The 22,673-nt window shown below is 35.6% G+C and carries 28 protein-coding genes; 2 read left to right on the top strand and 26 right to left on the bottom strand.

Features of this window, described 5'->3' with window-relative positions:
• Window positions 1-3: 3 nt before the first annotated feature.
• The 26 genes from rsxE to AMET_RS11155 all read right to left on the bottom strand — a co-directional run bounded on the left by rsxE (window position 4) and on the right by AMET_RS11155 (window position 21,323).
• The gene (gene rsxE, locus AMET_RS11280) at window positions 4-633 is read right to left on the bottom strand and encodes an electron transport complex subunit RsxE (RefSeq protein WP_012063415.1); all 630 of its coding nucleotides are present in this window, start codon (window positions 631-633) and stop codon (window positions 4-6) included.
• Between the two features lie 23 nt (window positions 634-656).
• Window positions 657-1,190 carry an RnfABCDGE type electron transport complex subunit G gene (locus tag AMET_RS11275; RefSeq protein WP_012063414.1) on the bottom strand — a complete coding sequence of 178 codons (534 nt, stop codon included), beginning with the start codon at window positions 1,188-1,190 and terminating at the stop codon, window positions 657-659.
• Entirely contained in the window at window positions 1,183-2,136 is a 954-nt protein-coding gene (locus AMET_RS11270) for an RnfABCDGE type electron transport complex subunit D (protein WP_012063413.1), read from the bottom strand. The genes AMET_RS11275 and AMET_RS11270 overlap by 8 nt, the downstream gene beginning before the upstream one ends.
• Window positions 2,137-2,155: 19 nt before the next feature.
• Window positions 2,156-3,484 carry an electron transport complex subunit RsxC gene (gene rsxC / locus AMET_RS11265; RefSeq protein WP_012063412.1) on the bottom strand — a complete coding sequence of 443 codons (1,329 nt, stop codon included), beginning with the start codon at window positions 3,482-3,484 and terminating at the stop codon, window positions 2,156-2,158.
• Between the two features lie 284 nt (window positions 3,485-3,768).
• On the bottom strand, window positions 3,769-4,314 hold the full coding sequence (locus AMET_RS11260) for an ATP-binding protein (protein WP_012063411.1): 546 nt from the start codon (window positions 4,312-4,314) through the stop codon (window positions 3,769-3,771).
• Window positions 4,315-4,357: 43 nt separating this feature from the next.
• Complete coding sequence (locus AMET_RS11255; protein ID WP_012063410.1) at window positions 4,358-5,092, bottom strand: PHP domain-containing protein; 735 nt, start codon at window positions 5,090-5,092, stop codon at window positions 4,358-4,360.
• A complete protein-coding gene (locus AMET_RS11250; RefSeq protein ID WP_012063409.1) occupies window positions 5,089-5,433 on the bottom strand; it encodes a DRTGG domain-containing protein in 345 nt (114 codons plus the stop codon). The genes AMET_RS11255 and AMET_RS11250 overlap by 4 nt, the downstream gene beginning before the upstream one ends.
• Before the next feature lie 23 nt (window positions 5,434-5,456).
• The gene (locus AMET_RS11245) at window positions 5,457-5,897 is read right to left on the bottom strand and encodes an ATP-binding protein (protein WP_198135422.1); all 441 of its coding nucleotides are present in this window, start codon (window positions 5,895-5,897) and stop codon (window positions 5,457-5,459) included.
• Between the two features lie 32 nt (window positions 5,898-5,929).
• A complete protein-coding gene (locus AMET_RS11240) occupies window positions 5,930-6,286 on the bottom strand; it encodes a DRTGG domain-containing protein (RefSeq protein ID WP_012063407.1) in 357 nt (118 codons plus the stop codon).
• A gap of 18 nt (window positions 6,287-6,304) precedes the next feature.
• Window positions 6,305-7,219 carry a hypothetical protein gene (locus tag AMET_RS11235; protein WP_012063406.1) on the bottom strand — a complete coding sequence of 305 codons (915 nt, stop codon included), beginning with the start codon at window positions 7,217-7,219 and terminating at the stop codon, window positions 6,305-6,307.
• A 313-nt stretch (window positions 7,220-7,532) separates the two neighbouring features.
• A complete protein-coding gene (locus tag AMET_RS11230; protein WP_012063405.1) occupies window positions 7,533-7,772 on the bottom strand; it encodes a hypothetical protein in 240 nt (79 codons plus the stop codon).
• A gap of 72 nt (window positions 7,773-7,844) precedes the next feature.
• A complete protein-coding gene (locus AMET_RS11225; protein ID WP_041720699.1) occupies window positions 7,845-8,060 on the bottom strand; it encodes a YebC/PmpR family DNA-binding transcriptional regulator in 216 nt (71 codons plus the stop codon).
• Between the two features lie 59 nt (window positions 8,061-8,119).
• The gene (locus AMET_RS26910; protein WP_278184248.1) at window positions 8,120-8,248 is read right to left on the bottom strand and encodes a hypothetical protein; all 129 of its coding nucleotides are present in this window, start codon (window positions 8,246-8,248) and stop codon (window positions 8,120-8,122) included.
• 299 nt (window positions 8,249-8,547) lie between these two features.
• The gene (locus tag AMET_RS11220) at window positions 8,548-8,748 is read right to left on the bottom strand and encodes a GIY-YIG nuclease family protein (protein WP_012063403.1); all 201 of its coding nucleotides are present in this window, start codon (window positions 8,746-8,748) and stop codon (window positions 8,548-8,550) included.
• A 464-nt stretch (window positions 8,749-9,212) separates the two neighbouring features.
• Window positions 9,213-9,470 (bottom strand): pyridoxamine 5'-phosphate oxidase family protein, encoded by a 258-nt coding sequence (locus AMET_RS11215; protein ID WP_012063402.1) that lies wholly within the window; start codon window positions 9,468-9,470, stop codon window positions 9,213-9,215.
• A gap of 366 nt (window positions 9,471-9,836) precedes the next feature.
• Complete coding sequence (locus AMET_RS11210) at window positions 9,837-11,186, bottom strand: IS701 family transposase (protein ID WP_012062763.1); 1,350 nt, start codon at window positions 11,184-11,186, stop codon at window positions 9,837-9,839.
• Between the two features lie 92 nt (window positions 11,187-11,278).
• Entirely contained in the window at window positions 11,279-11,956 is a 678-nt protein-coding gene (locus AMET_RS11205; RefSeq protein ID WP_012063401.1) for a DUF1643 domain-containing protein, read from the bottom strand.
• 221 nt (window positions 11,957-12,177) lie between these two features.
• Window positions 12,178-13,137: a hypothetical protein gene (locus AMET_RS11195; RefSeq protein WP_012063400.1), complete on the bottom strand. Its 960-nt coding sequence runs from the start codon at window positions 13,135-13,137 to the stop codon at window positions 12,178-12,180.
• 123 nt (window positions 13,138-13,260) lie between these two features.
• Complete coding sequence (locus AMET_RS11190) at window positions 13,261-14,214, bottom strand: hypothetical protein (protein WP_012063399.1); 954 nt, start codon at window positions 14,212-14,214, stop codon at window positions 13,261-13,263.
• A gap of 174 nt (window positions 14,215-14,388) precedes the next feature.
• Window positions 14,389-14,820, bottom strand: coding sequence for a GIY-YIG nuclease family protein (locus tag AMET_RS11185; RefSeq protein WP_012063398.1), 432 nt, complete (start codon window positions 14,818-14,820; stop codon window positions 14,389-14,391).
• Window positions 14,821-15,017: 197 nt separating this feature from the next.
• Window positions 15,018-17,000, bottom strand: a complete 1,983-nt coding sequence (locus AMET_RS11180; protein WP_157047235.1) for a hypothetical protein — start codon at window positions 16,998-17,000, stop codon at window positions 15,018-15,020.
• 133 nt (window positions 17,001-17,133) lie between these two features.
• Window positions 17,134-17,772, bottom strand: a complete 639-nt coding sequence (locus tag AMET_RS11175; RefSeq protein ID WP_012063396.1) for an HAD family hydrolase — start codon at window positions 17,770-17,772, stop codon at window positions 17,134-17,136.
• Window positions 17,773-18,110: 338 nt separating this feature from the next.
• On the bottom strand, window positions 18,111-18,605 hold the full coding sequence (locus AMET_RS11170) for a GNAT family N-acetyltransferase (protein WP_408626398.1): 495 nt from the start codon (window positions 18,603-18,605) through the stop codon (window positions 18,111-18,113).
• Between the two features lie 160 nt (window positions 18,606-18,765).
• Complete coding sequence (locus tag AMET_RS11165; RefSeq protein WP_012063394.1) at window positions 18,766-19,416, bottom strand: hypothetical protein; 651 nt, start codon at window positions 19,414-19,416, stop codon at window positions 18,766-18,768.
• A gap of 115 nt (window positions 19,417-19,531) precedes the next feature.
• The gene (locus AMET_RS11160; protein ID WP_207636421.1) at window positions 19,532-20,317 is read right to left on the bottom strand and encodes a hypothetical protein; all 786 of its coding nucleotides are present in this window, start codon (window positions 20,315-20,317) and stop codon (window positions 19,532-19,534) included.
• Window positions 20,318-20,750: 433 nt separating this feature from the next.
• A complete protein-coding gene (locus tag AMET_RS11155; RefSeq protein ID WP_012063392.1) occupies window positions 20,751-21,323 on the bottom strand; it encodes a GNAT family N-acetyltransferase in 573 nt (190 codons plus the stop codon).
• Window positions 21,324-21,806: 483 nt separating this feature from the next.
• Between AMET_RS11155 and AMET_RS11150 the strand changes: the two genes are divergently transcribed.
• A complete protein-coding gene (locus AMET_RS11150) occupies window positions 21,807-22,037 on the top strand; it encodes a hypothetical protein (protein ID WP_041720691.1) in 231 nt (76 codons plus the stop codon).
• The gene (locus tag AMET_RS11145) at window positions 22,027-22,221 is read left to right on the top strand and encodes a helix-turn-helix transcriptional regulator (protein WP_012063391.1); all 195 of its coding nucleotides are present in this window, start codon (window positions 22,027-22,029) and stop codon (window positions 22,219-22,221) included. The genes AMET_RS11150 and AMET_RS11145 overlap by 11 nt, the downstream gene beginning before the upstream one ends.
• The last annotated feature ends 452 nt before the right edge of the window (window positions 22,222-22,673 follow it).

Here is a 22,673-nt window from a genome sequence, read left to right as displayed (position 1 = left end):
AAATTACGCCCCCCTTATTTCTGTTTTTTTGTCCTTTGAAGCTTGAACCATCTTACCAATCACTTTAAACATTGCAACCAGTAATCCTAGTGCCAAAAAGGCTCCGGGTGGTTGAATCATAATCCCAGCTGGTTTGTATGATTCTGCCATGATGGCCATATTGAATATTGTTCCAGCACCCAAAAGTTCTCTTACAGCTCCTAAAATCACCAGTGAAAGGGTAAACCCTAACCCCATACTCACACCATCTACCACTGATTTACCTGTGTTGTTTTTAGAAGCAAATGACTCAGCTCTTCCTAATATCAAGCAATTTACAACGATTAGTGGCATAAAAATGCCTAAGCTAGCAAATAATGCAGGCACATATGCATTCATTAACATTCCGATCATGGTCACAAAGGTTGCAATAATAACAATATAACTAGGAATCCGTATTTTACTTGGAATGAAATTCTTAACAGCAGAAATAACAGTATTTGAACCTAACAACACAGCTGTCGTTGCCAATCCCATTCCCAATGCATTTTCAGCAGTATTTGTTACAGCTAATACTGGACACATTCCTAAAAACTGAACAAATATAGGGTTCTCCGAAATAATCCCTCTTCTTACGATTTCTTTTACATTCAAATTGATTCACCTCCACAGTCCCACTAGTTTTTTAGTTCTTCTTCAAAGACAGTTGCCGCACTATTCACACCACGAACAACTGCATTTGAAGATGCTGTCGCTCCGGAAATCCCATCCACCTGGACTTCCCCTTCAGTTCCTTGCCCCTCAAACTGTTCCAAGAAGTTAGGTTCCTGAATCTTAGTTCCCAGTCCTGGTGTTTCCGTATGTGCCCCGATTACCACCCCTGTAACTTGACCCTCAGCAGCAATTCCTACTAGCACTTCTACTGAACCATCATAGCCTTGTGGCGTAGTTTGAATTGCATAACCCACGACATTCCCACCAGCTGTTGCTCTATAAACTAAGTTTATATTATCTCTAGTTAAAACAGATTCATCTTCTACCATTTCAACCTCTTCAGTTTCAGGCAGTAAGGCCTGAATAGATTCCATCATTTCTTCAATGGCTCTTTCTTGAATGATCACCTTGGTTACATCATTTGTAATTCCCAAAACAAAAGCTGCAATAGAAGTAATGAGAAGCAAAATAAGTGCTAATTTAATTATTTCACGCATCTTGTCTCTGCACCTCCCCATATACTTTAGGACTTGTAAAGCGATCAATAAATGGTGTCATTGAATTCATGATCAAAATCGAGAATCCAACTCCTTCTGGGTATCCACCGAACAGTCGAATCACAGTGGTTAAAACACCACATCCAAAGGCAAATATCATTCTTCCTTTAGGTGTCACACATCCTGAGGCATAGTCAGTTGCCATGTAGAATGCACCGATCATTAATGAGCCACCCAATAAATGATAAGTCATAAAGTAAAAATCAAATCCACTATATAACAGTGTGGCTACCGCCACAGTTCCAATATATATGGCAGGTATCTTAATTGAAATGACACCTCTATACACCAGATAAAGTCCACCTAATACTAATAAAATTGCTGAAGTTTCTCCCATACTACCTGCAATGTTACCAAAGAGCATATCCATCAATTCAGGTGCATTTCCTGGGACCGCTGTGGCATCTTTAACAAAACTCAAAGGTGTGGCAGCTGAAACAGAGTCTACCCCTGGTGCAACCCATCTAGTCATTTGTTCAGGCCATGAAATCGTCATCATAATTCTTGCTGCTAAAGCTGGATTCATAAAGTTTTGGCCTATCCCACCAAAAATCTGTTTTACAATAATAATTGCAAAAGCAGACCCCACAACAGGTATCCACCATGGTGCAGAGGCAGGTAGATTTAATGCTAGTAATAATCCTGTGACAACAGCACTCAAATCTTTTATTGTCACTGGTTGCTTTCTAATTTTTTGGACAACCGCTTCTGCTAACACAGCAGTAATGATTGCTAAGGCTACAATAAATGCAGCACTTGATCTAAAGTAAAACATAGCAGCGATGGTCGCTGGTAATAATGCAATAATTACATCAAGCATCATTTTTGATGTCGTATCTTCTCCTAAAATATGGGGAGAAGATGAGACTACTAATCTTTCTTCCATGCGTTTCCCCTCCCGTTCATTATTTCGCTTGTTTTCTCTTTTTATCCGCAATACTTCTCTTGGCCACTCTTATATTTTGTAATAGCGGTATTTTAGCAGGACATACATAAGAACAAGAGCCACACTCGATACAATCTAGCGCTCTATATTTCTCCGCATGATCCATCGCATCATTTTCTGAATATTTACTAATAAATAGCGGTTGTAGGTATACAGGGCAAACTGATACGCATTTTGCACATCGAATACAGTTGCTTCGCTCTGGAAATTTAGCTTGTTGTTCAGTAAACAATAAGACACCAGATGACCCCTTAGTTAACGGAACCTCGACACCTTGCTGAGCCATTCCCATCATTGGACCACCCATGATAATTTTTCCAGGTTTCTCTGAATATCCACCGCATTGCTCAATGATGTCTTTCATTGGCGTACCCACTTTAATGAGTAGATTCTTAGGTGTTTTAATAGCTTTACCTGATACCGTTGTAATTCTCTCAATTAATGGCATACCTGTTTTAATTGTTTTTGCTATCTGAGCTGCAGTTGCCACATTATTAACTAATACGCCCACATCCATTGGCAATCCACCTGAAGGCACAACTCTTTGGGTACAGGCTGTAATCAATTGTTTTTCTGCTCCTTGTGGATACTTGGTCTCTAGACTTACCACTTCAATGTCCTTTTCGTTAGCAACAGCTTTTTTCATGGCCTCAATGGCATCAGGTTTATTATTTTCGATACCAATATAAGCTTTTTCTGCTTGTACTGCTTTCATGATTACTTTTAATCCATACACAATTTCATCGGGACTTTCAAGCATTATTCTGTGATCCGCCGTTAAGTATGGTTCACATTCAGCACCATTTAGTATAATCGTGTCAAGCTTCTTGCCCGGTGGTGGTGAAAGCTTTACATGTGTTGGGAATGTAGCCCCACCCATACCAACAATGCCGCCTTCTTTGATAATTTCAATAATTTCTTTTGGATCTAATGAACCGATATCACCTTTAGGACTAATTGAGGGATCAATTTCATTTCGCCCATCTGATTCAATCACAACTGATAAGACTTCAGTACCGGAAGCGCTTAGCATCATCTGAACTGCCTTCACTTCTCCAGATACACTGGCATGTACCGGAACTGATACAAACCCTTTAGCTTCTCCCACCTTTTGTCCTACTTTTACGTAATCTCCTACCTTTACAATTGGCTCGCAAGGCGCTCCGATATGCTGTTGCATAGGAATTACTACGACACTTGGGTCAATCGCTTTTTCTACACTTAAGTTTGCTGTAGGCTCTTTATAGGTAGGCGGATGAGTTCCTCCTTTAAATGTTAAAAACTTCATTTCTATTTCACCCCTCACTAATTTTTTGACGATTAACTTCTCAAGTAATCCTTCTTCTACTAAAAAAGATCAAATCCTTTTTATTAATCAGAATAATTTATTAACCAAAATAACATTATAGAAAATTGATGTATACCACACACATCAATTTCCCTATAGTGATTTTAATTATTCATCAAAAGAAGCATTGTTTGAAAAGTTAACACCTTTTTCTTCCCATCTGTTATTATTTCGTTATTAACTATTAGGAAAGAATTATTCATATTAACATAGTAGTATAAAATTTAAATTTTAACAAGTTCCTTTAGCCCTTCTTCTATGTATTCTTTCAAAAATGTAACCACGTTAACATTTGTAATTGGTACATCTCCAAGTTGTTTTTTTACTTCTTTAGTGTCTAAAAAAAAAATTTTATTTTTGTAGTAGTGTGTATAAATATAATCTATTTGATCATCACTCCCTATTAATATGAGCATTGTGTCCACCATATTTCCCAGGGGGACTCGGTCAATATGATCATATTGAAAACACACCTCTACCGTTGTCCCTACCCCTTTTTGAGACTGAAGCTCTAAGTCTCCATTGCACTGGTTAGCTGCTAGCTTCAGTAACGGTAGTCCCATTCCTACTCTACGGGTGTTTCTAGATGTACAAAAGGGATCCACAGCTCTTTTTGCAAGTTTTGCATCCATTCCGTTTCCATCGTCACTTATTTTAATTCTAAGTTGATTATTTTCCAAATCTTCCCAAATATGAATTTCTATTTTTTTTGCTTTAGCCGCAATCGAGTTTTGAGCAATATCTAATATATGTAATGATAGTTCTTTCACGTTCCCCCTCCTTCTATGAAACCCAATACATATTCCTATAGACCTAATTATTAGGTTTCGCACCTTGTCCACTTTTAATACTATTTAAGACACCTGCTGTATTCAAGTCTAATACATCTAAAAAAAACACCCGTTCTAATATATCGCCTAATCGATGGGCATCGGAGCTCTGTATGTGACCATAGCCCTCTAGGTTTTTATGTACACTATTAAACATTTTGATATCACATGATTTGCTATATTCTATGGCATTTATCTCTAACTGAGGCGGAATAAAACCTAAGTTACTTAAAATACTGTTATTGGGCCGGTCCACATGGGCTGGGATACACACGCCACCAATTTCTTTTACTTTTTCAATGACTTGTTCTAGACTTAATTGAAGTGCCCCTAATAAAAAATATTCATACTCTTTTATCACTTGATCACCCTCATCATACAACAATTGTTCGCCAAATAAATGCTTGTTGTTTTTGACCTTAGGAAGCTTGTCATCAATGATTTTCTGGAACTGTTTTGCATCATTAATACCCTCGAATAACACGATTAAGTGTACTTCTTCTTTTGTGGTAATTTCGATTCCCGGAATACAGATAATGGGATAATGATCTGCTACTTTCATAAAGTTCTCTAAATTCCCTGTGGTATTGTGATCCGTGATGGCAATTGCATTGAGTTTCTTTAACAATGCCATATTAATAATATTGTGAGGGGTCATGCTATTATCTGCACAAGGAGATAGTCCGGTGTGAATGTGCAAATCCACTGCTATTTTCATTTTTTAATTCCGCACGCTTCCATTCTTACTGCTAGTTCGTAGGCACTGAGCTTGCTTCTCAAAAGGGGAATCCCTTCTTCTTCAGCCTTTACGATTGTATCCTGTTCAATTTCTGCACCTTCCGGAATAATAATACATGATGCCTCCCCTAACAAGGCAACAGCCACTACATTGACATGGGTTTGGATTGTGACCCATATATTTCCAGTCTCAATGCGTGACATTACCCAGCTTAAAAGATCTCCAATATAGACACCTGTAACAGCTTTGTCCATGGCCTCTTGGTCTCCCGCCATGACCTCCAGTTCTAATTCCTTGATTAAATCTCCCACTGTATTCATTTATTTCCCCTCCCTTTCCTTAGTTACTGTGCTGACTGTTTACTGATCTGATAAATAATGATTTTTACTTCTGTAAAGGATCCTACAATAGATTCTATGCTAAATTCATCGGAACATCTCTTTATATTTGGCAATCCCATTCCCGCTCCGAATCCAAGCTCCCGTACCCGATGAGGTGCTGTGGAATATCCTTCCCTCATCGCTAAATGAACGTCCTCAATTCCAGGCCCCTGATCCTTAGCAATAACTTGAATTCTTTCAGGGTCCACAACGACCTCTATATTCCCTCCTTCGGAATGAATCACAATATTCATCTCTGCTTCATAGGTGGCAATTGCTACCCGTCTTATCACACTAGGATCTACACCCAATCGTTTCAATACTTTTTTTATCTTACTTGATGCTTCTCCAGCCTTTATAAAATCATCCTTTATCACTTCATATTCCAATCTAATATCCTTCACCTCTTTTCCAAGTCATCATAAGATTACTTTTCCTATTTGTGCACAATATTCGCACTGGCCAAACCATTTTCATACAAGATGCCACTACTGGTATACATGATGTGTTTTGTTCTTAAGATGACGAGTTCGTTTTCTTTAGCTAAATCAACTGTTTTTTGATCAGGATTTTTATTTCTTACAAAAACGATGGCAGCAATATCGATCATTTCTGCGGTTCTAATGGTTTGAGGATTAGTAAGTCCTGTCAAAAGCAATGTTTTATCATCTACGCAGGACAACACATCACTCATTAGATCGCAAGCAAAGCAGGTTTTCACTTCTCTATCTAGATATTCCTCACCCGTTAAAACTTCTGCATCTAGCAATCTTTGGATCTCTCTTAAATTCATGCAATCCCTCCTATAATTTTATCCTTTGATTACTTCAATTAATCTAAATAAGCTGTCTAAATACATGCTGTGTAACAAATACTCATTATCCATGTCCTCCAGTGATTCTAAAGACCTATCTGTATTGCTTTTTTGATAGTGAATCATCTTTTCAAACACATCTTTATTCACGATCCTTTCTGAAAAATCATTTTCTATGGTCTGACTTAGTTTAGATAATAACAATCTTTGCTCTTGCAATAATTCTCCATAAAAAGTCAATTCACCTTCTTTTTGGAGAAAATTATACCATTCCTGAGACTGTTTTCTCAATATCTCCGTGAGCAGATTGACGTCTTGTATCACCGTTTCACTATTTTTATCCTCATGGGCTACTTTTCTATCAGGCAAACGTATCTCAGTAATGTATGCATCTGGATATTTTTCCCGTACAAAGGGCAATCTATTTTCAATCTGTGATCTTTCTGCGAATCCTAAAGTATACACTTTATAACTGTCATCCATTTGATAGATTAAATGAGATAGATTATGATTATTTAACTCTCCTACAAAATCTTCAATATTTGATGTATCCCCTATGCTTGCAACCTGAATCAAGTAAATGGATACACCTTTAATCTCTGTAGAATATGTTTGGATATCGTCCTTTGGCGTTTCATCTGTGCCCTCTATTTCATTATCCGCCCCGATACTTCCTTCCTCTACTTCATCTTCACCATTGTGATCCTCTTCAGTTTCCTGGCCCACCCCTTCTTCTACCGGTAGGCTCCCTTGAAATAGTTGCGGATTTAATGTGGGCATCACTAAATTTTCCGTAATGTGTAAACCAATTAAAATAGCCATTGCAGGTAATATTAAACAGAACAAAAATGCTAACAGATATTGTGCTTTACTTGTTTTATTATATTTCATGCCAAATTTTTTTCTTTTCATTACTCCACCCCCATAGGTTTTAACTAATAGATTGTCCTATTTACAAGTACTTCTATCCTTCGTTCCTCCTTGCCAATTATTTGCGTCCCCAACTCAAGGTAGCTTTATCATTGCCCTTATTATATATATAATATAAATTGTCTAAAATATTCCTAAGAAAAGTGTATCCTTATCCTAAGCTTTCACCCAGGATGCGATTATCAGTAATCAAGAACAAAAAAAACACCCTAGAAAATAGACCATCTCGTTGGTCTGCTCTCTAGGGCTGCTTTTAATCATTAAAAAAGAGTCAAATTAATGACTCTTTAACTTATCATACGTTTGTTTTTTTACATCTTATGAAAAAGTCACTACTTCTTTTGTTGACAAGTTCTACATAAACTTCATCGCCTATCTCATAATTCATACCATTTATTGCAGGTAAATTTTTTGTTTTGAATTCAACAAATTTATCTCCTTCTAATACTTTTATAAAAGGTCTAAACCCGACTTCGAATGTCCCATCATGATTATCTTTTTCAATATATCCAGTTATCTTTGAGTTAGATTTCATTTTAATCACTCCCCTTTCGTAAAGTATTTCCACAAAAAAGAATAAAATACCTTTTAATTTCAGTTCTTACACCTATATACTCCAATTGTGATGGACCTCTTGCACATCATCATTGTCCTCAAGCATATCAATCAATCTATTCATCTTTTTAATGTCTTCTTCAGGTAGTTCTGCTTCCACTTGGGGAAGATAGATGATGTCTGCACTGAAGAATTTGTGTAACGGTAACCTTCTTTTATGTACATGTTTATCATTATTCAGTTGTGATATTTTCCATAGCTCACACATATTATATCATCACTCACACTGGAAAATCAAGGTTTGAGTGATGGTGTACATTTTATTTTTTAAGCTTTGTTAAGGTTAGGAATTGTATTTAGAGGGAAAAACAAGACTATGTTTATGGATATTATAACTAACGTTACTTGTCTATCACGAATACTTTCTTTGTACTTATCTGTCATTTTTTCCTTCATCTCAACTCCTCCTGGGCTCTCTTGATATTGCTAAAAGAGTATAGCATAATGCAGAAATCCCTATATTGAAAGTAACTCCAACCTTCTTGACCATAGGGATTTAATATCCTCTTTGCTGTTTCTCCCATCCCTTAGATATTAATATATTTATCTATGCTGTCTAATACATCTGTTACGCCTTAAAAACAAGATCTGTCATACCTGGCACCAAAAGAAAGATTCTTCATTGGATAAGATCCTTCGATTCTCTCAGGATGACTAGGCCTCAGGGGTTGTCATCCTGAGCATAGCGAAGGATCTTAATTATTAAAAATTTCAGATAAATCATCCCACTCTGGGTTTATACTTTCTATCAAATCAATCTTTTTACCTCTTGTACAACCTTTAATCTGCTTTTCTCTTGTAATTGCAGCTTTTACATCATCTGTACTATCAAAATATACTAATTTACTAACATTATACTTCTCTGTAAATCCTCTAACTACGCAACTTTTGTACAATGACTCGCTTTTGATTTGGATAACTTACCCATGGTAGAAGATCCAAAAAATAACTAAAGGTAATACCTTATGCCTATCGAAGTAGTATTTTCTCTACAAAAATTCTACGAAAGGCGGTATTACCTTATGAATAAGATAACATTTCAGCAGAGTAATTGCAATGAAGAAACTGCTTCAGCATGGCTAGTTTTATTACTTAAATTGGTTAACGCCATAACAGAGCCTAAGCATATGCAGCTAAGTTTATTTGATAATCAAAAGTTCTGAAATAGTCAAAGGGTGTGGGTAAAGTAAATATATTCCATTAATGGTAATGAGTCTGCTACCTTTGGTTTGCATGTCTATTTTACGGATGATATATTATTTTTCTTAAAGTTCAAAAGAAAAAGGTTTAATATGGAATATTCACCTTCAATTCGACTGGAAATTTACTTCCAATTATGTTGAATCTATTTGTACAAATTCTACGTAGGTAGAATGCAAGTTTCTCCAACTACACAAAAAGATACCTTATTATTATTTAATATGTTATCTAATTTATGCCCTTCGGTAGCACAATGAAAATATATTGAATTATTTATAAAAACAAAACTTACTGGTACTCCATATGGATACCCATTTTGACTTACAGTTGATAGAATACCATAATCACTGTTTTCTATGATTTGAATAACTTCATTATTTTTAATTTCTCTGTCTTTTCTCCGTAATTCTCTAAACATAATAACCCCTCCATATCATTTTTAAATGTCGTATTGGCTAATTTATAATATTTTACAAATGTGATTAAAAAAGCTATTAACATCCTTTTACACAATCCGCGGTAGGACACCGCGGTCTCAGCGTATGGTTTCGGAGAACGGTCTAGCAATTCGCGAACTTTTAGCTGGCGTGGTTTTTGCCAATCATCTTGCCCAGCCCAAATGCAAAAGACATGACAGCTAAAAGTTAGGATGGAGCGAAGCGGAGCCGCGAATTGTCGTGTCAGCTGATGGAACTCCCCTGGTTAATATCAAATCTAAATATTTTCCACTATATTACTATAGTTTTGCACAAATAAAGCCTTTATAAAATTAACTTTGGTACTGTTATGAAGCAATAGTAAGTATTGCATCTTTCACTGATATATTTTTATCTGTTCCTTGATCTAATGCGGTTTCGGGTAAAACAAGTTTTCCCAAGGAAAATCTTCTCAGACAGATACGAAGCTTTTTAAAGCTAAGTTCTGATGTCCAAGGGGTGTCCCCTTGATAATCTTGTGCTTGAAGCCAACTACTATTTGGATGCTTTAGCAGTGCCATCTTCCCAACACTATAGGCCACAGCTGCCAGGTGAATAAACCTGAATGTAGGTAATAAAGATTGATGCTGGTAATCACCTAAACCTAAATGCTGCTTCATATCTCGGATTGCTGTTTCGATAGAAAAGCGAGCACCATAAATTTCAATAATCGCAGCTGGAGTTAATGATATATCTGTACTGATCAATGCTGTTACATTACTACCAACTTTTGTGACCACGATTCGCACTTTACGGTCAAGCCCTAATACCCATAAATCTTTTACCACAACTTCAACGGTTCTTGTTTCACCATATAGGCGTACAGATATCAATTGAATAGGTTCAGTTTTAAAAAGGGTCAATATTTTTACCTTCTGTCCTCTTTTTCTTGGTCTACCTTGTTTCTTTATTTGAGGTTTCTCGGGGTCTAAATATCCTATTGCATTACTTTTTAATTTTGTAATGACATGGATCGGGTTTTTTCCACTCAAAAGTGGTTGTATAAATGACTTATTACTAAAATATGCATCTGCCACTACCCTAACGGGGTGTTTACTGGCCCAATCTATAAATTGAAATAATGCAGCATGAGCATTGTCCCAGCAGTTCATAGAGGTTGCTATGCCCTCGGCATCAGACATCCATTGAGAGGGGTTTAACCTACCGGATATCAGGCGAAAAATCAGTGGGAAACATAAGAATCTATTGGAAAGAAAAGAACCAACAATACCCAAAGCACCCCAGTGGTGACCTACAATGTATTTGCCTTTGTCTGCATTGCCACTGTGGTTATTCCACTTTTGAATACCAGGTATTTTCTTAGAATTCTTTGCTATAAGTGTCGTATCATAAGCCACCAGAAGCGATCCATGAATCATAAAATTCTTTGGAAATAACTCTAAAAGCTTATGAAGTAGTTGTTCCATAATAGCCATGCAGTCCCACTGGTTCTTGCTTAAAAACCGTTCCCAACTTGCAATATGCTTCTTGTAAAAGAAACAATATCTATATATATTTCTGGTAGTCTTTCGACCTTCAGTTACTAAAAGACACCAAATAAAACCAACAAAATATTTATAATTTGGTATTGATAACAGTTCCTTAGGAAATAATAACAACTGTAACAATTCTTGAGGAATATAAATGTACACAAGCATCGCTCCTTGTCGGGGGTATTGTGTTCATATATTCCTCATTTATTTTGCAAATTATTACGTCAGTTTTTGGTAATTATTTAAAAAGTGCAAAACTATAGTATATTAGATAACCACTTTATCTTACCAACCTTTGGTGGGGGACTAGGATAATAGTATAGATTTTCGGAGGTGCTATATTTAAGACCAACTGTATTCTTCGATGTCAACCGCAATACAGCCTTATTGGCTAAAGGACGAAGAACTTTATCAGTCCCCCAAGCTAGTATGATAGGAGCGTCCTGTTTTAAACAAAAGTAACTTTCTCTCTCCTTTTCTCTTTCCACGTCAAAAATACTATGCATACTATATTTGCTTTTTAGTGAATTTATCATCCCTTTAAACTTTCCGCCATTGGGTTCCCGAATATCCGATAAATTTAAAACCCGCACATGTAACCAATCCTTTTTATTCATTAATCTCATAATTTGATATATAGCATTATCCGGCTTTGCTAATATTTTCTTGTTGCTCATTAAGTTCTCGCTGAGACTTTGCCAAATATAAGTAGGAATATATGAATCTGAATATTTAGGTTCACATTTTCCAGGATTCATCATAATTATTACCGCGTCAGCCTCTCCGTTATCAGTTAAAGGTTTACGGGAGCCCTTATGATGAATTTCAGCAACATTGCGACAATTAAAGATAGTACCATCGAATGCTTTAAGTGTATAAAAACTTGCGTAAACATCATAACTTTGTTTTAACTCATCTGCACCTATAAATTCCATACACTCACCTTCCCGTACAAATTTCAACGATAATCCTTATTTTGATGGCCCTAAAAATATACTCCGATAGAGTTCTTTCAGCTAACGCTTCGCATTGCCGAAGCCTTTGAGCTGGACCCCAAAGGAATACTTCTTGGCGGAGCTTGTCTCCCAGTGAGAAGGTGTGGTGCTCTGACCTTTCCCTATACACGTGCCTCCTGCACCCTCGTGGGAATGGCTTGTTATATGATGGAGAATGCGGTTTTTGCCTCATGCTTTTTAATGGTAACAAGACAATGTATCGCATTGCATATTTTTATGCAATCACATTCTTGCCATTCATTTTTTGACCTTCCATGTAACAACCAATGTCTATTAACACTATCAGGTTCATTCTTGTCAAACTCAGAATTCTTGTATATTTCATTAATAAATGTATAATTCGATAACCATATGAGATAATCAATTAATCTTCCCTTATTTTTACTCTCATCCATATGATATCTTGCTACACGAATCATTTTAATACTATTAGGGTTATCTCCAAATATTGATAATACCCCTTCAAGAATTGTAATCAGAGATATTATCGAAATTATATATTTTCCTCTATCAACAGACTCCAAGCAATCCTTAAAAAGACTCTTATGGCGTTCTCCAATATCACTATTATTAATATGCTTTGCAAGTTCGGTCATTTTTTTCTTTGTAAAGTAACTCATGAAAAATTCATCATAAGTGGCTATATCTTTATTCAAAGAAGATATTTTTTTTATATCTGTAATTTTCATTGAGAGTGGCAGAACCCAACCCATTTTACTTATCTTTTCAATTGTCTGTTCAAATTCTTCTTTTAGTATTTCTTGTCCTTTTGGTAGAGGTTTTCTAGGACTTCCTTCATTTTTATAAAATGGATTATCTCTGTTATTTTTCATTATATCCGTAACTCTATTTGTCATTACTTGTTTACGCTTTTTTATAGGAAGTCGATTAATCTTAGAAATTTCTATTTTAGCAGATAATGCTGAGTAGGCATCATAAATTTTTTTCAATTCATCATTTTTAAGGTTAAAATGCTTTGAAGCTTCTTCAAATGCTTCTTTATCGTGTTTCTCTCTATAATATCCTCCATCACGTTCTTCAAGTTCATCATACTTCAATTCAATAAATTGATATATTTTTCCTTTTTCAATAGTTGACATTTTTACCTCCTTAATCTAGCTTTCTCTGTCATATAACGTCTTGAGCAGTCCCGACGTCAATTTCTAAGCTCCTAATTGCACTAGATGTTGGGACTGCTATGTTAGGCGAAGTTATACCTCCTACTAATACTTTGGAGTAATAACTTTTTCTAAATGTTTTACTTCCCACCCACCACGTAAGTTTATATGTTGAATCTCACCTTTCTGATTAAATATAACATCAGCTTGCTTATTCCACTTGAGCTTGTACGCTTCTCTGTAAAAGCCATTTGGTAACTTAAAAATATTTTTATTTACTATTTGATCTTCTGCAACTATAAGTTTATATTCTGATAATTCGTAAGGAAACTTACTGTCCTTTACATTCCCATTAATATCAAGTTCATAATATGATTTTTGACCATGTAAGTCCAAAATCTCAACATATATTAAGTCATCTTTAAACATATATTTGTAATCCAATCCATTAGGAAATTTTTTGCGATATTGCTTACCCTCTATTATTTTGGATTCTTTTCCATACTCGTCCTTCATTATCCAATTGTTAAAATTCTTATTATTTTCTAAAGTTTTTCCTTGCTGAGTTAATGTTCCTAATAATTCCATAATATCTTTAAAGTTTTTTTCATTTTCTGAGATATGCTTTTTTTCAGTGATGATTTGATTAAGTCTAAAATCCTTCATCATTATTTCGTTCAATTTATCAACAAAAAAGTCCAAACTTTGTCTTGATGCATCTGCAGCACCATCAAATCCTTCGGGCCACAATTCATTACTTAGTTCAAAATTACTTCCATAAAAAATACTTTTAACTATAACTTCTATGTTTGATTGTCTTGCTAAAAAACTTGAACTAGGTTTACCAAATTGGCTTCCATAAACTTCGAAAAAAACTTTACTAGCCTCTTCTATTGAACTATGAATTCTTTCAATTAAGTCTTCATCTCTATCCACCAATGAGTCCTTTAAAGCTTTTTTAATCAGATTACACATCTCGGTGCCGAATATTCCTAAAAGAATTTCTCCAACCATATCTCTTTTCTCCTTTGAAATAATTTTGCCTAACGTCTCTGTCATTCCCGACACTCACCGTGTCTTAAAGCCCTACCCTAGGAGTGATTGTGGTCTGACGTGCCCTCCTGACCGTTCCCACCAGACCCTAGTGGAAATGGCTTGTTAGGCAATGGGGCAACCTATCAACAATTTAATCTCGTACCTCTACTATAATAATAGCTTTCAAATTCAATGCTTTTAGTTGATATCTTCAAGCAAATCACTATTTGAAGTAATTCTTTTATCAAGCAAACCTCTTCTCCCAGTGTTGTTTATTGTCAATGCTCTTCCTGAATATGTACTTGTATTCGAAGTATTTTCAACTGTTTTATTTAAAATAATTAGTAAGGCTTCTACATCTGCCAATAGTTTTTCTGAAAATTTTGTATCTGGGTGTAGCATAATCAATCCTAGTCTTATCTTTATCTGACCACGATATTGTTTTATCCAAACATCATGTTCCTTTAACCTTTTTTGAAATTCTCTTTTAGTTCTTCCAATGTAAAGTAATGTCTCTTTTTCACCCCAAATACGAGAAATCATATATATCCCTTTATCAAATGCTAGATCATACAACTGAATTCGCTCCAAGTCATAAGGACCAAACCATTTTAATATTATTTCTTGCACAAAACCTACCCCTTAAAGAAAAATTTGACTTTTAAATTTTTTCAATATATCTCCAAAAACAGCCCCGATATTGCCCTTTTGCCTAACGTTCCCGCAGTTTCCGACGTTCCTTCCTTTTAACGCCTTAGCGGAAAAAGTGGCGCAAAGCTTGCCTCGCAAGACTTGTGACATCGGAGGGAATGTAGGAAACTGGCGTGTTAGCCGATGTTAATTGATTTTTCTTGAGTCACGCTGTCGATGAAGTCAAAAAGAACTCTAAAATAGTTTTCAGCATGTTTGAAAGATTTCAAAGTTTCTTCAGTATGGCTAATTTCTAATTCATTCGTTATGTTTTTAATTACCTCACCTTTGTAATTACCAGAACCTCTGCCCCAAAGAAGTCGTGCTTCACTCCACATCGTCGACTTAGCTATTTTATTCTCCGATACATTGTAGTAGTCTCTACGTGCCAATTTTTCGTAATTTATATACTCCTGCTCAATTTTGTAGATTAAAGCATCCTGAACAGCAGACTCAACTGGATCATTAATGTCAAAAAACATGCTACTTCTTAAATTTCGCTTTATCGAATAGACTAGATTATGACAAGTATTAGTAAACTCATCACTTCCAATTTGGCTACATTCAGAATAAATATTACAATAATCATAATTACCATTTCTATTAACACTTGCTCGCACAACTCCTGCATGAAAATCCTTAACACGTTGTGGTAATTTCGATAAGCTGTCATTCTGCACAGCAATAACTTCGCTCATATAAGATTTCAAGTCAATTTTTACCTTTAACAACTTATCTTTAAGATCCTCTGTAATACGACCTTGCTTAAAAATTTCTAGTGACTCATTGATACCTTTCAACTCTTGATTTAATTGATGATACATATTTCTTATGTTATCTTCAACAGACCTGGAAATACTTAATCTCTGGTCAGTATAGTCATCAATTGCATTACTATCTAGTCCCCGAAATGCATTGTAAAATAGCATATTATTATCATCAAACGAAACATCTTTTACAAGTTGATTAAACTTATTTTTCAACTCATCTTGTTTCAAGTACATCCCTTCTACACGATCACCGTCAGCGTTATTAACTAACTCTAACTCATTCCCTTTTTCTAGGCCGAGAATAAAACAACGATGATTAATATCATTATTATGAACCAAAACAGATTTTAGCCAGTCATATTCTAAAATATTTCCATAATCATTAATCCCATTACATAAAAATACAATGTTGTCCTCTGAAGAAATCAAATCCTGGACATCAGTTCTAACTGCTTTTCCATCTAGACCTTTAGAATCAATAATTTCAATAACATTCTGGGGGACTTGAAAATCAACGTCCTTGCTATTTACAGAAATCACTATTTCTTTAGGATATGGACAATGTTTCTCTAAACCTGAATTGATTCTATTGAATTTTTCTTTCAGCCATTTTTTTGCAACTTCATCTTCAGGACAATACAAATATTCAACACTTCTATTGTCATAATCTATTGCTGACGTTACAGCTTCAAATAAGCTAACTGCATCTATTTCATCATATTGTCCATTTGTATATGTTTTTATATAATCCTTCTGCAAGTTATATAGCAATTCCTTACTCAGTTTATCGAATTGATCCTTCGAGTACTCTTCTCGTAGTCTACTTCTATCACTTTTTTTAAGTTTATCTGGGAAAGAGCTCATGTTAACAATAACATTGAATACTTCACGAGATAATGCTTCCTCATTTTCCTCTCCGATAATCTGAGCACAAAAAGCTTCGATGTCCTTTTCAAAATTAATTTTATCAAGCTTCTCAATTTTAATAAAAGTTGAGAAGTTGTTATTAAGCCTAATTGTCGTTTCACATAATGTTGTTCGACCACTTCCTGTTTTTAGTATACTTGTATCTTTTAACTTGCTAATATCATTTTTTATAATATCTAGATCTACTAAATTAGTAATATGACAAAGAGCTGTTGATTTTCCTAGTCCAACACTTCCAACGAAGTTTAGCTTAAAATTCTCAACACTGTTTAATTTCTCAATTTGTTCAATACGACTAACATACGGCTCTGTCATTCTTTTAATCAACTCATGAGAGTCACCATTTACAATACTACTAATCTTTTTCTTTGCACTTTCTAGATTCACCTGAACATCTTTTTTCGAATATTTAATTCTCATCATTACCTCCTTAATTTACATTAATCAATTCATTTCGGCTAACGTTTTGGGGTTAGCGACGTCGGACTTACCTATATAATTAGCCTACGATGTCTGCTAAACCTTTGTTATATGTTGTTATCACGCCTACATAGCATCACTCAAATATATGTTTCATAATATCAAGCAAATCATTGGTAGTCATATAAACATCAGCTCTTCCAAATAGTTTTTTAGAATAATTAAGTGCTATTGATTTTCCACTTTTTTCAAATATTTTTATATCAGATGCACTATCTCCTATTGAAACAACATCTTCTAATTTTATATCATGCTCATTACAAAATGACTCCAAGCTATCTAACTTCCCACTATCTCCTAAATGATTTAATATCTTCCCAGTAAATGTTCCATTTTCGACTTCATATATACTTCCATAGATTTTATCAAATTTAAACATCTTTCCTAAAATGTCTGCAACTTGTACCGGTCCAGCCGTCACCAAAATCACTAAAATACCATTGTTTTTTAATTCATTTATTACCTTTTCAATGTTGTTGATCAGTATAATATGTTTTTCAAACTCTTTTTCTATTCTCTTTACCTCTAATCCAGTAAATAATTTAGCTTTTATGTAATCTGCTTCTATCCAAGAAATCTCATCTTGTTTTTCCCTATTTTCAACAGCTCCGACTTCATCTGCTTTTCCACTTAAAAAACAAAGATACTCTACAGAATTTGTATTGGTAATCAAAGTTCCATCCATATCAAAACAAACTGTTTTAGTTTTATTCAAATCGTATCTCCCCCTTATAAGAGATTAACTTTTTTAACTTATACTATCCGAATCTTACAATTGACCCTAAAGGACTTCTCCGATAGTGATAATGACATATAACGTTTCTGCCATTCCCGACACCTTCGAACTGGACCCTAAAGGAATACCCCCTGGCGGTGCTTGTCACCTAGTGAGAAGGGGTGGTGCTGACCTCGCTTCATGACGGTGCTTCTTGCACCCTTGTGGGAATGGTCATGTTATATGTAGTGCCCTTGCACTGCAACCAGTTTATCCCACAACACTTTTCAACTTATTCTTCTAAAATATCAAATGTTTTAATACACTTCACTGTCATATTATAATTTTTGTTTCAAATCCATGCTCAACCTTATCATATCTGAACACTGTATTCCATTCTCATAAATTGGCTCATCATAGTGTTTTATAAAAAAGTCCCTATCAATTCTTGTAATCCTAAAACCCACTTTTTGATATAGTGCTAATTGAAATATGCTTGAATTTGCAGTCCCGATTTCTAGCACTTTTGCACCATGCATTGATGCCCTGTTAACAGCATCTTTCAGCAACAGTTTTCCTAGTCCTTTTCCTTGATACTCTTCTTTTATAGCAATATTAACAATTTCAATAGTCTCTGGTCGAGTATTAATCAAAACGTACTCCCCAACAATATCACCAGAATAATTTGCAACAAATACTTTTCCTCTAGCAATATATTCATCCACAATTTTCTGTGCTGGATCTGCCAATAACAATAAATCATATATTGAATCATTAATATTACTTGTTTCTTCTATAACAATATTTAAGCTTATATCACTCAATATAGTCACTCCATTCTAAAATCTCCAAAGCATCTCCCAATATTTAAGGGCATTACATATAACGTTCCGGCGGTTCCCGACGTGTGCATCCTCCTTGTTCCTGCGCATGTTGGGAACCGCCTGTTATGTGCAGTAATCTACGGGAGTTTAGAACAACGCAAAATTGATATCACTGATCTATCGCATTTAGTATTTCTCGTATAGATTTCGCTTCGCTCTTTCTATCTTCTGTAGTCCAAGCCACAGTAATATTAAACCTTTTCAAACAGACTATCAGCTTATCTACTTCCCCTACGCTAGAATTCGTATAAGAATATAATTTACGCAAAGTTTTGTCTTTTGGGGTTCCAACAGACAGTCTTCTTTCACCAATTAGTACTTTCTTTTCACTTTCATCAATCGCTCCAAGCTCTTTCATAATGGAGTTATTCTTTCTCATTGTATGTATCTTTCTTTCTCTTTCAATTGATAATGGTATACTATCGTTCAGTTCATTCAAGAAGTTGACGAATGAAAAATGTCCATTACCATTGCCAAGCTGTAATTCATCTGTCATGTATTCGACCTGATTTTCTCTCAAATAGACTTTAAATGTACCTTTTAGATGATTACCATACATTTTGATGTTTAGAATTCTATTCGTATTTCTAAGATACAGAAAAAGTAAATCTCTTGATTCTTCATCCTCTTCGGATACGAACATCATAAAAAGATATCTTCCTTTTCCTACTTGACTTTCAAAAATCAGTATTTTCTCATAAGAGTTAGTTGCTTCAGTATAAACATCTTTCAAACGATCAAAATCAAACTCCAGTGCCATATAGATTCTCCTTTTCCAATAAATTAGTAGATTATTGCACATAACGTTCCGACCATTCCCGACGTGTACATTCTCCGCTTTCCTGTGCATGTTGGGAATGGTCTGTTAAGCGCAGTTATTCACGGTCGGTCTCGATTAGCTCTACTATCCTGTCATCAAATCGATTGTAAACTTCCTGAAAATATAGTAATGACTTGATTGCAAATCTGTATTCATTGTGTTCTGCCATATCTCTAAATAAATTAGGAATATTCTCAGCCCTCACAGATTGTGTTAGAACTAAAGAGAAGTAATATAATTCATCAAGCACACCATAATATATACTTGGTGCCTGTAAACTTACATGTCCTAAAGTACTTGATACGAAGTAGTCCTTATGGATGTATGACGGAACCGTGCTACCTCTTAATATACTGCCCGCATTCAAATGAATGGAGCCGGATATGTAATCCTTTCGTTGCCTATGAACATTGATATATGAGTTTTTCATATCCTCAGGAAAATCGATACTATCCAATATCTTCTTAAGAACAACATATATATTGCCTTTAGCAATATTCCTAGACCAAAACTTCTTCTGGTTTACAGGATCATCTTGGAGTTCAATGTATTCAGTAAAATTATCTTCAAATAGGGAAACCACTCCCAATTCACAAGCCTCCATAAACACTCTAAACAAGCAAAGTGCATTGTCATCTTGTCCCATTAGCAATAGCTCTCTAATTGAAATTGTCAGAGTTAGCATCTTATCACAAAGCGTAGGAAACCCATACGACACCTCGTCTTTTCTGGCAGTATAGCACTTTTGAGACAATGTACTAATCATATATAACGCTTCTTGGGCCACTTTATAAACCTCAAGTAAAACAGTAAAGTTTGAATGAGAAAAATCCTCACACAAGTGCTTTGCGTCATCTATTTTGCTTTCGAGATCAATCCTTTGGCTATCATTATCTAACTTGTTAAGCTCCTTCCAAATATCATCTAATTCATCTTGAATATTCAGTTCAAAAACTCCTCTCTACAACTAGTGAATAATTGCGCTTAACGTTTCGCATTTGCAACGTTTCTGAACTGGACCCCAAAGGAATACCCCTTGGTGGAGCTTCGCTCCCAGTGAAGGAATGTGGTGCTGTGACCATCCCCCCTGACACGTGCTTCCAGCAGCTTTATGCAAATGTTTTGTTCTCCGATGCCATACGCCCCGTGACTCAGAGTGCGATAGGACGTCGCACCCTTAAACAAATCTTTCAACCAGTACTACACCTTATTAAAAAAGTATGCCACATATTTAATACTACTCATTTCCAATTTGTTAATAATTAACAATTGCTTTACGCTTTTTTATGGAGTGCATTAAACTCCTCTGCAAATAAGCCATAATGAATTTCATCCCAATATCTCCCTTGATGGTATGTAGTCCCACGAATTACGCCTTCTTTTACGCAACCCAACTTTTCTAGCATCGTTTTTGAACCAACATTTCCTTCAATTACAAAGGTCTGGTATTTGTGTAAACGTCTTTCGTTAAAGGCATAATCAAGCAGTATTTTCATTGCGGCAGTACCATAACCTTTTCCTCTGTAATCACGGCTAATCTGCATACCTATGCCAAAGGTTCCGTTCCGTTCGTCGATTCCTGAAATACTCAATGAACCAACTTTCAATCCATCCAATGTTTCTATGGTGAAGTTGTGCCGACCTTTCCTTTTACTGTTTTCAATGAATTCCCGCCATACTTCCTTTGCACCTTCCTCATTCAAAGGCAACTCAATAAGGCTATCTAAAAGGAAACGGGCAGGATTGTCAAAAAAGTTTAGATAAAACTCGTCCCAATCATCAACTGTTGCAGGGCGCAATCTTACTAATTCATTTTGCCAATAATAAGTATCATAGTTGATTTTCATAGCTGCATACCTCCTATTAAGAAATAATCTTTGTTGCACATAAATCTACACATATGAATTAGCACAGTTTTTAAAGTGTTCTTCCCCCTCCACGGCAGGACGCCGTGTCCTTTGCGTATGGTTTCGGAGAACGTCTCGCATTTGCGACGCCTTCGAACTGGACCTAAAGGGATACCCTATAGCGGAGCTTCGCTCCCAGTGAGAAGGTGTGGTGCTGAACATTCCCATAAAACGTGCTACCCGCACCTTTATGCAAATGCATTGTTCTCCGATGCCATACGCCCCGTGACTCAGAGGGCGACAGGACGTCGCACCCTTAAATAATCTCTTCATACTATCAAATTCATATAAACATTACATTGTATATGGAGCAACAGACTATTCCCATAATTTTCAAGAAAGCAATGTAAAAAGTTATTGACATTTTAATTCTTCTATCATACAATAAATGTAAAGATGTTTTTACATCAAGGAGGATATTTTATGAAACTCAAAAAACCAGATGAAATGGAAATGTCAATAAATTTTAAATCCATGAGATTATCGTGGTCATTTGTAACTATATCCTTAGTTATATGGCTTGTAGTAGATTTAATAATAAACGGAAAACTCCATCTTATTCTTTCAATAATTATTTCCATTCAAAACATCATTTTATTTGGTAGTAAACTTTTTATGACTCACAAAATGTCTGGTGATAGTGATGAAAAATAAATTAAAAACCCTACGCAAGGAATTAGGATTACGTCAAGAAGATGTTGCAAATCAACTGGGTGTGACAAGACAAACCATTATAGCTATCGAGAATGATAAATACAATCCCACTCTTGAATTAGCAATGAAACTTGCAAGATTTCTGGACACCACTGTTGAAGAATTATTTCAACTAGAAAATTAGTACTGCTACCGAACTTTGTGTTTAACAAAATAGCACGTAAACTAACAAATGTGAATTGACAAAGCTCTATAAAATGTTCTTCGACAACCCGCGGCAGGACGCCGCGGTCTTTGCGTGTGGTTTTGGAGAACGTTTCGCATTTGCAACGCCTTCGAACTGGACCCCAAAGGAATACCCCATAGCGGAGCTTCGCTCCCAGTGAGAAGGTGTGGTGCTGAACCTGCCCGTAAAACGTGCTTCCAGCACCTTTATGCAAATGCATTGTTCTCCGATGCCATACGCCCCGTGATTCAGAGGGCGACAGGACGTCGTCCCCTCAAACTTATCACCTGAATTATACAGCGCATTATATAAAAGATACGTCGTCATATAGTTTTGGTAGGGGCAGATGACCATATCTACTCGATTTGTATTAGTGTATTATACCGGGTGGCCAAGGGCGTCACCCCCAC

It is taken from the genome of Alkaliphilus metalliredigens QYMF (genome assembly GCF_000016985.1).
Classification (GTDB): Bacteria; Bacillota; Clostridia; order Peptostreptococcales; family Natronincolaceae; genus Alkaliphilus_A; species Alkaliphilus_A metalliredigens.
The sequence above is the reverse complement of the archived record's forward strand: the minus strand, read 5'-3'. Positions and strand labels throughout refer to the sequence as shown.

Excerpts from the sequence above, each read along its gene's own strand:
- AMET_RS11275 (WP_012063414.1), bottom strand. The coding sequence starts at position 1,190 with ATGCGTGAAATAATTAAATTAGCACTTATTTTGCTTCTCATTACTTCT.
- AMET_RS11270 (WP_012063413.1), bottom strand. The coding sequence starts at position 2,136 with ATGGAAGAAAGATTAGTAGTCTCATCTTCTCCCCATATTTTAGGAGAA.
- rsxC (WP_012063412.1), bottom strand. The coding sequence starts at position 3,484 with ATGAAGTTTTTAACATTTAAAGGAGGAACTCATCCGCCTACCTATAAA.
- AMET_RS11255 (WP_012063410.1), bottom strand. The coding sequence starts at position 5,092 with ATGAAAATAGCAGTGGATTTGCACATTCACACCGGACTATCTCCTTGT.
- AMET_RS11250 (WP_012063409.1), bottom strand. The coding sequence starts at position 5,433 with ATGAATACAGTGGGAGATTTAATCAAGGAATTAGAACTGGAGGTCATG.
- AMET_RS11240 (WP_012063407.1), bottom strand. The coding sequence starts at position 6,286 with ATGAATTTAAGAGAGATCCAAAGATTGCTAGATGCAGAAGTTTTAACG.
- AMET_RS11235 (WP_012063406.1), bottom strand. The coding sequence starts at position 7,219 with ATGAAAAGAAAAAAATTTGGCATGAAATATAATAAAACAAGTAAAGCA.
- AMET_RS11230 (WP_012063405.1), bottom strand. The coding sequence starts at position 7,772 with ATGAAATCTAACTCAAAGATAACTGGATATATTGAAAAAGATAATCAT.
- AMET_RS11225 (WP_041720699.1), bottom strand. The coding sequence starts at position 8,060 with ATGTGTGAGCTATGGAAAATATCACAACTGAATAATGATAAACATGTA.
- AMET_RS26910 (WP_278184248.1), bottom strand. The coding sequence starts at position 8,248 with ATGAAGGAAAAAATGACAGATAAGTACAAAGAAAGTATTCGTGATAGA.
- AMET_RS11215 (WP_012063402.1), bottom strand. The coding sequence starts at position 9,470 with ATGTTTAGAGAATTACGGAGAAAAGACAGAGAAATTAAAAATAATGAA.
- AMET_RS11210 (WP_012062763.1), bottom strand. The coding sequence starts at position 11,186 with ATGCTTGTGTACATTTATATTCCTCAAGAATTGTTACAGTTGTTATTA.
- AMET_RS11205 (WP_012063401.1), bottom strand. The coding sequence starts at position 11,956 with ATGGAATTTATAGGTGCAGATGAGTTAAAACAAAGTTATGATGTTTAC.
- AMET_RS11195 (WP_012063400.1), bottom strand. The coding sequence starts at position 13,137 with ATGTCAACTATTGAAAAAGGAAAAATATATCAATTTATTGAATTGAAG.
- AMET_RS11190 (WP_012063399.1), bottom strand. The coding sequence starts at position 14,214 with ATGACAGAGACGTTAGGCAAAATTATTTCAAAGGAGAAAAGAGATATG.
- AMET_RS11180 (WP_157047235.1), bottom strand. The coding sequence starts at position 17,000 with ATGATGAGAATTAAATATTCGAAAAAAGATGTTCAGGTGAATCTAGAA.
- AMET_RS11165 (WP_012063394.1), bottom strand. The coding sequence starts at position 19,416 with ATGGCACTGGAGTTTGATTTTGATCGTTTGAAAGATGTTTATACTGAA.
- AMET_RS11155 (WP_012063392.1), bottom strand. The coding sequence starts at position 21,323 with ATGAAAATCAACTATGATACTTATTATTGGCAAAATGAATTAGTAAGA.
- AMET_RS11150 (WP_041720691.1), top strand. The coding sequence starts at position 21,807 with ATGAAACTCAAAAAACCAGATGAAATGGAAATGTCAATAAATTTTAAA.
- AMET_RS11145 (WP_012063391.1), top strand. The coding sequence starts at position 22,027 with ATGAAAAATAAATTAAAAACCCTACGCAAGGAATTAGGATTACGTCAA.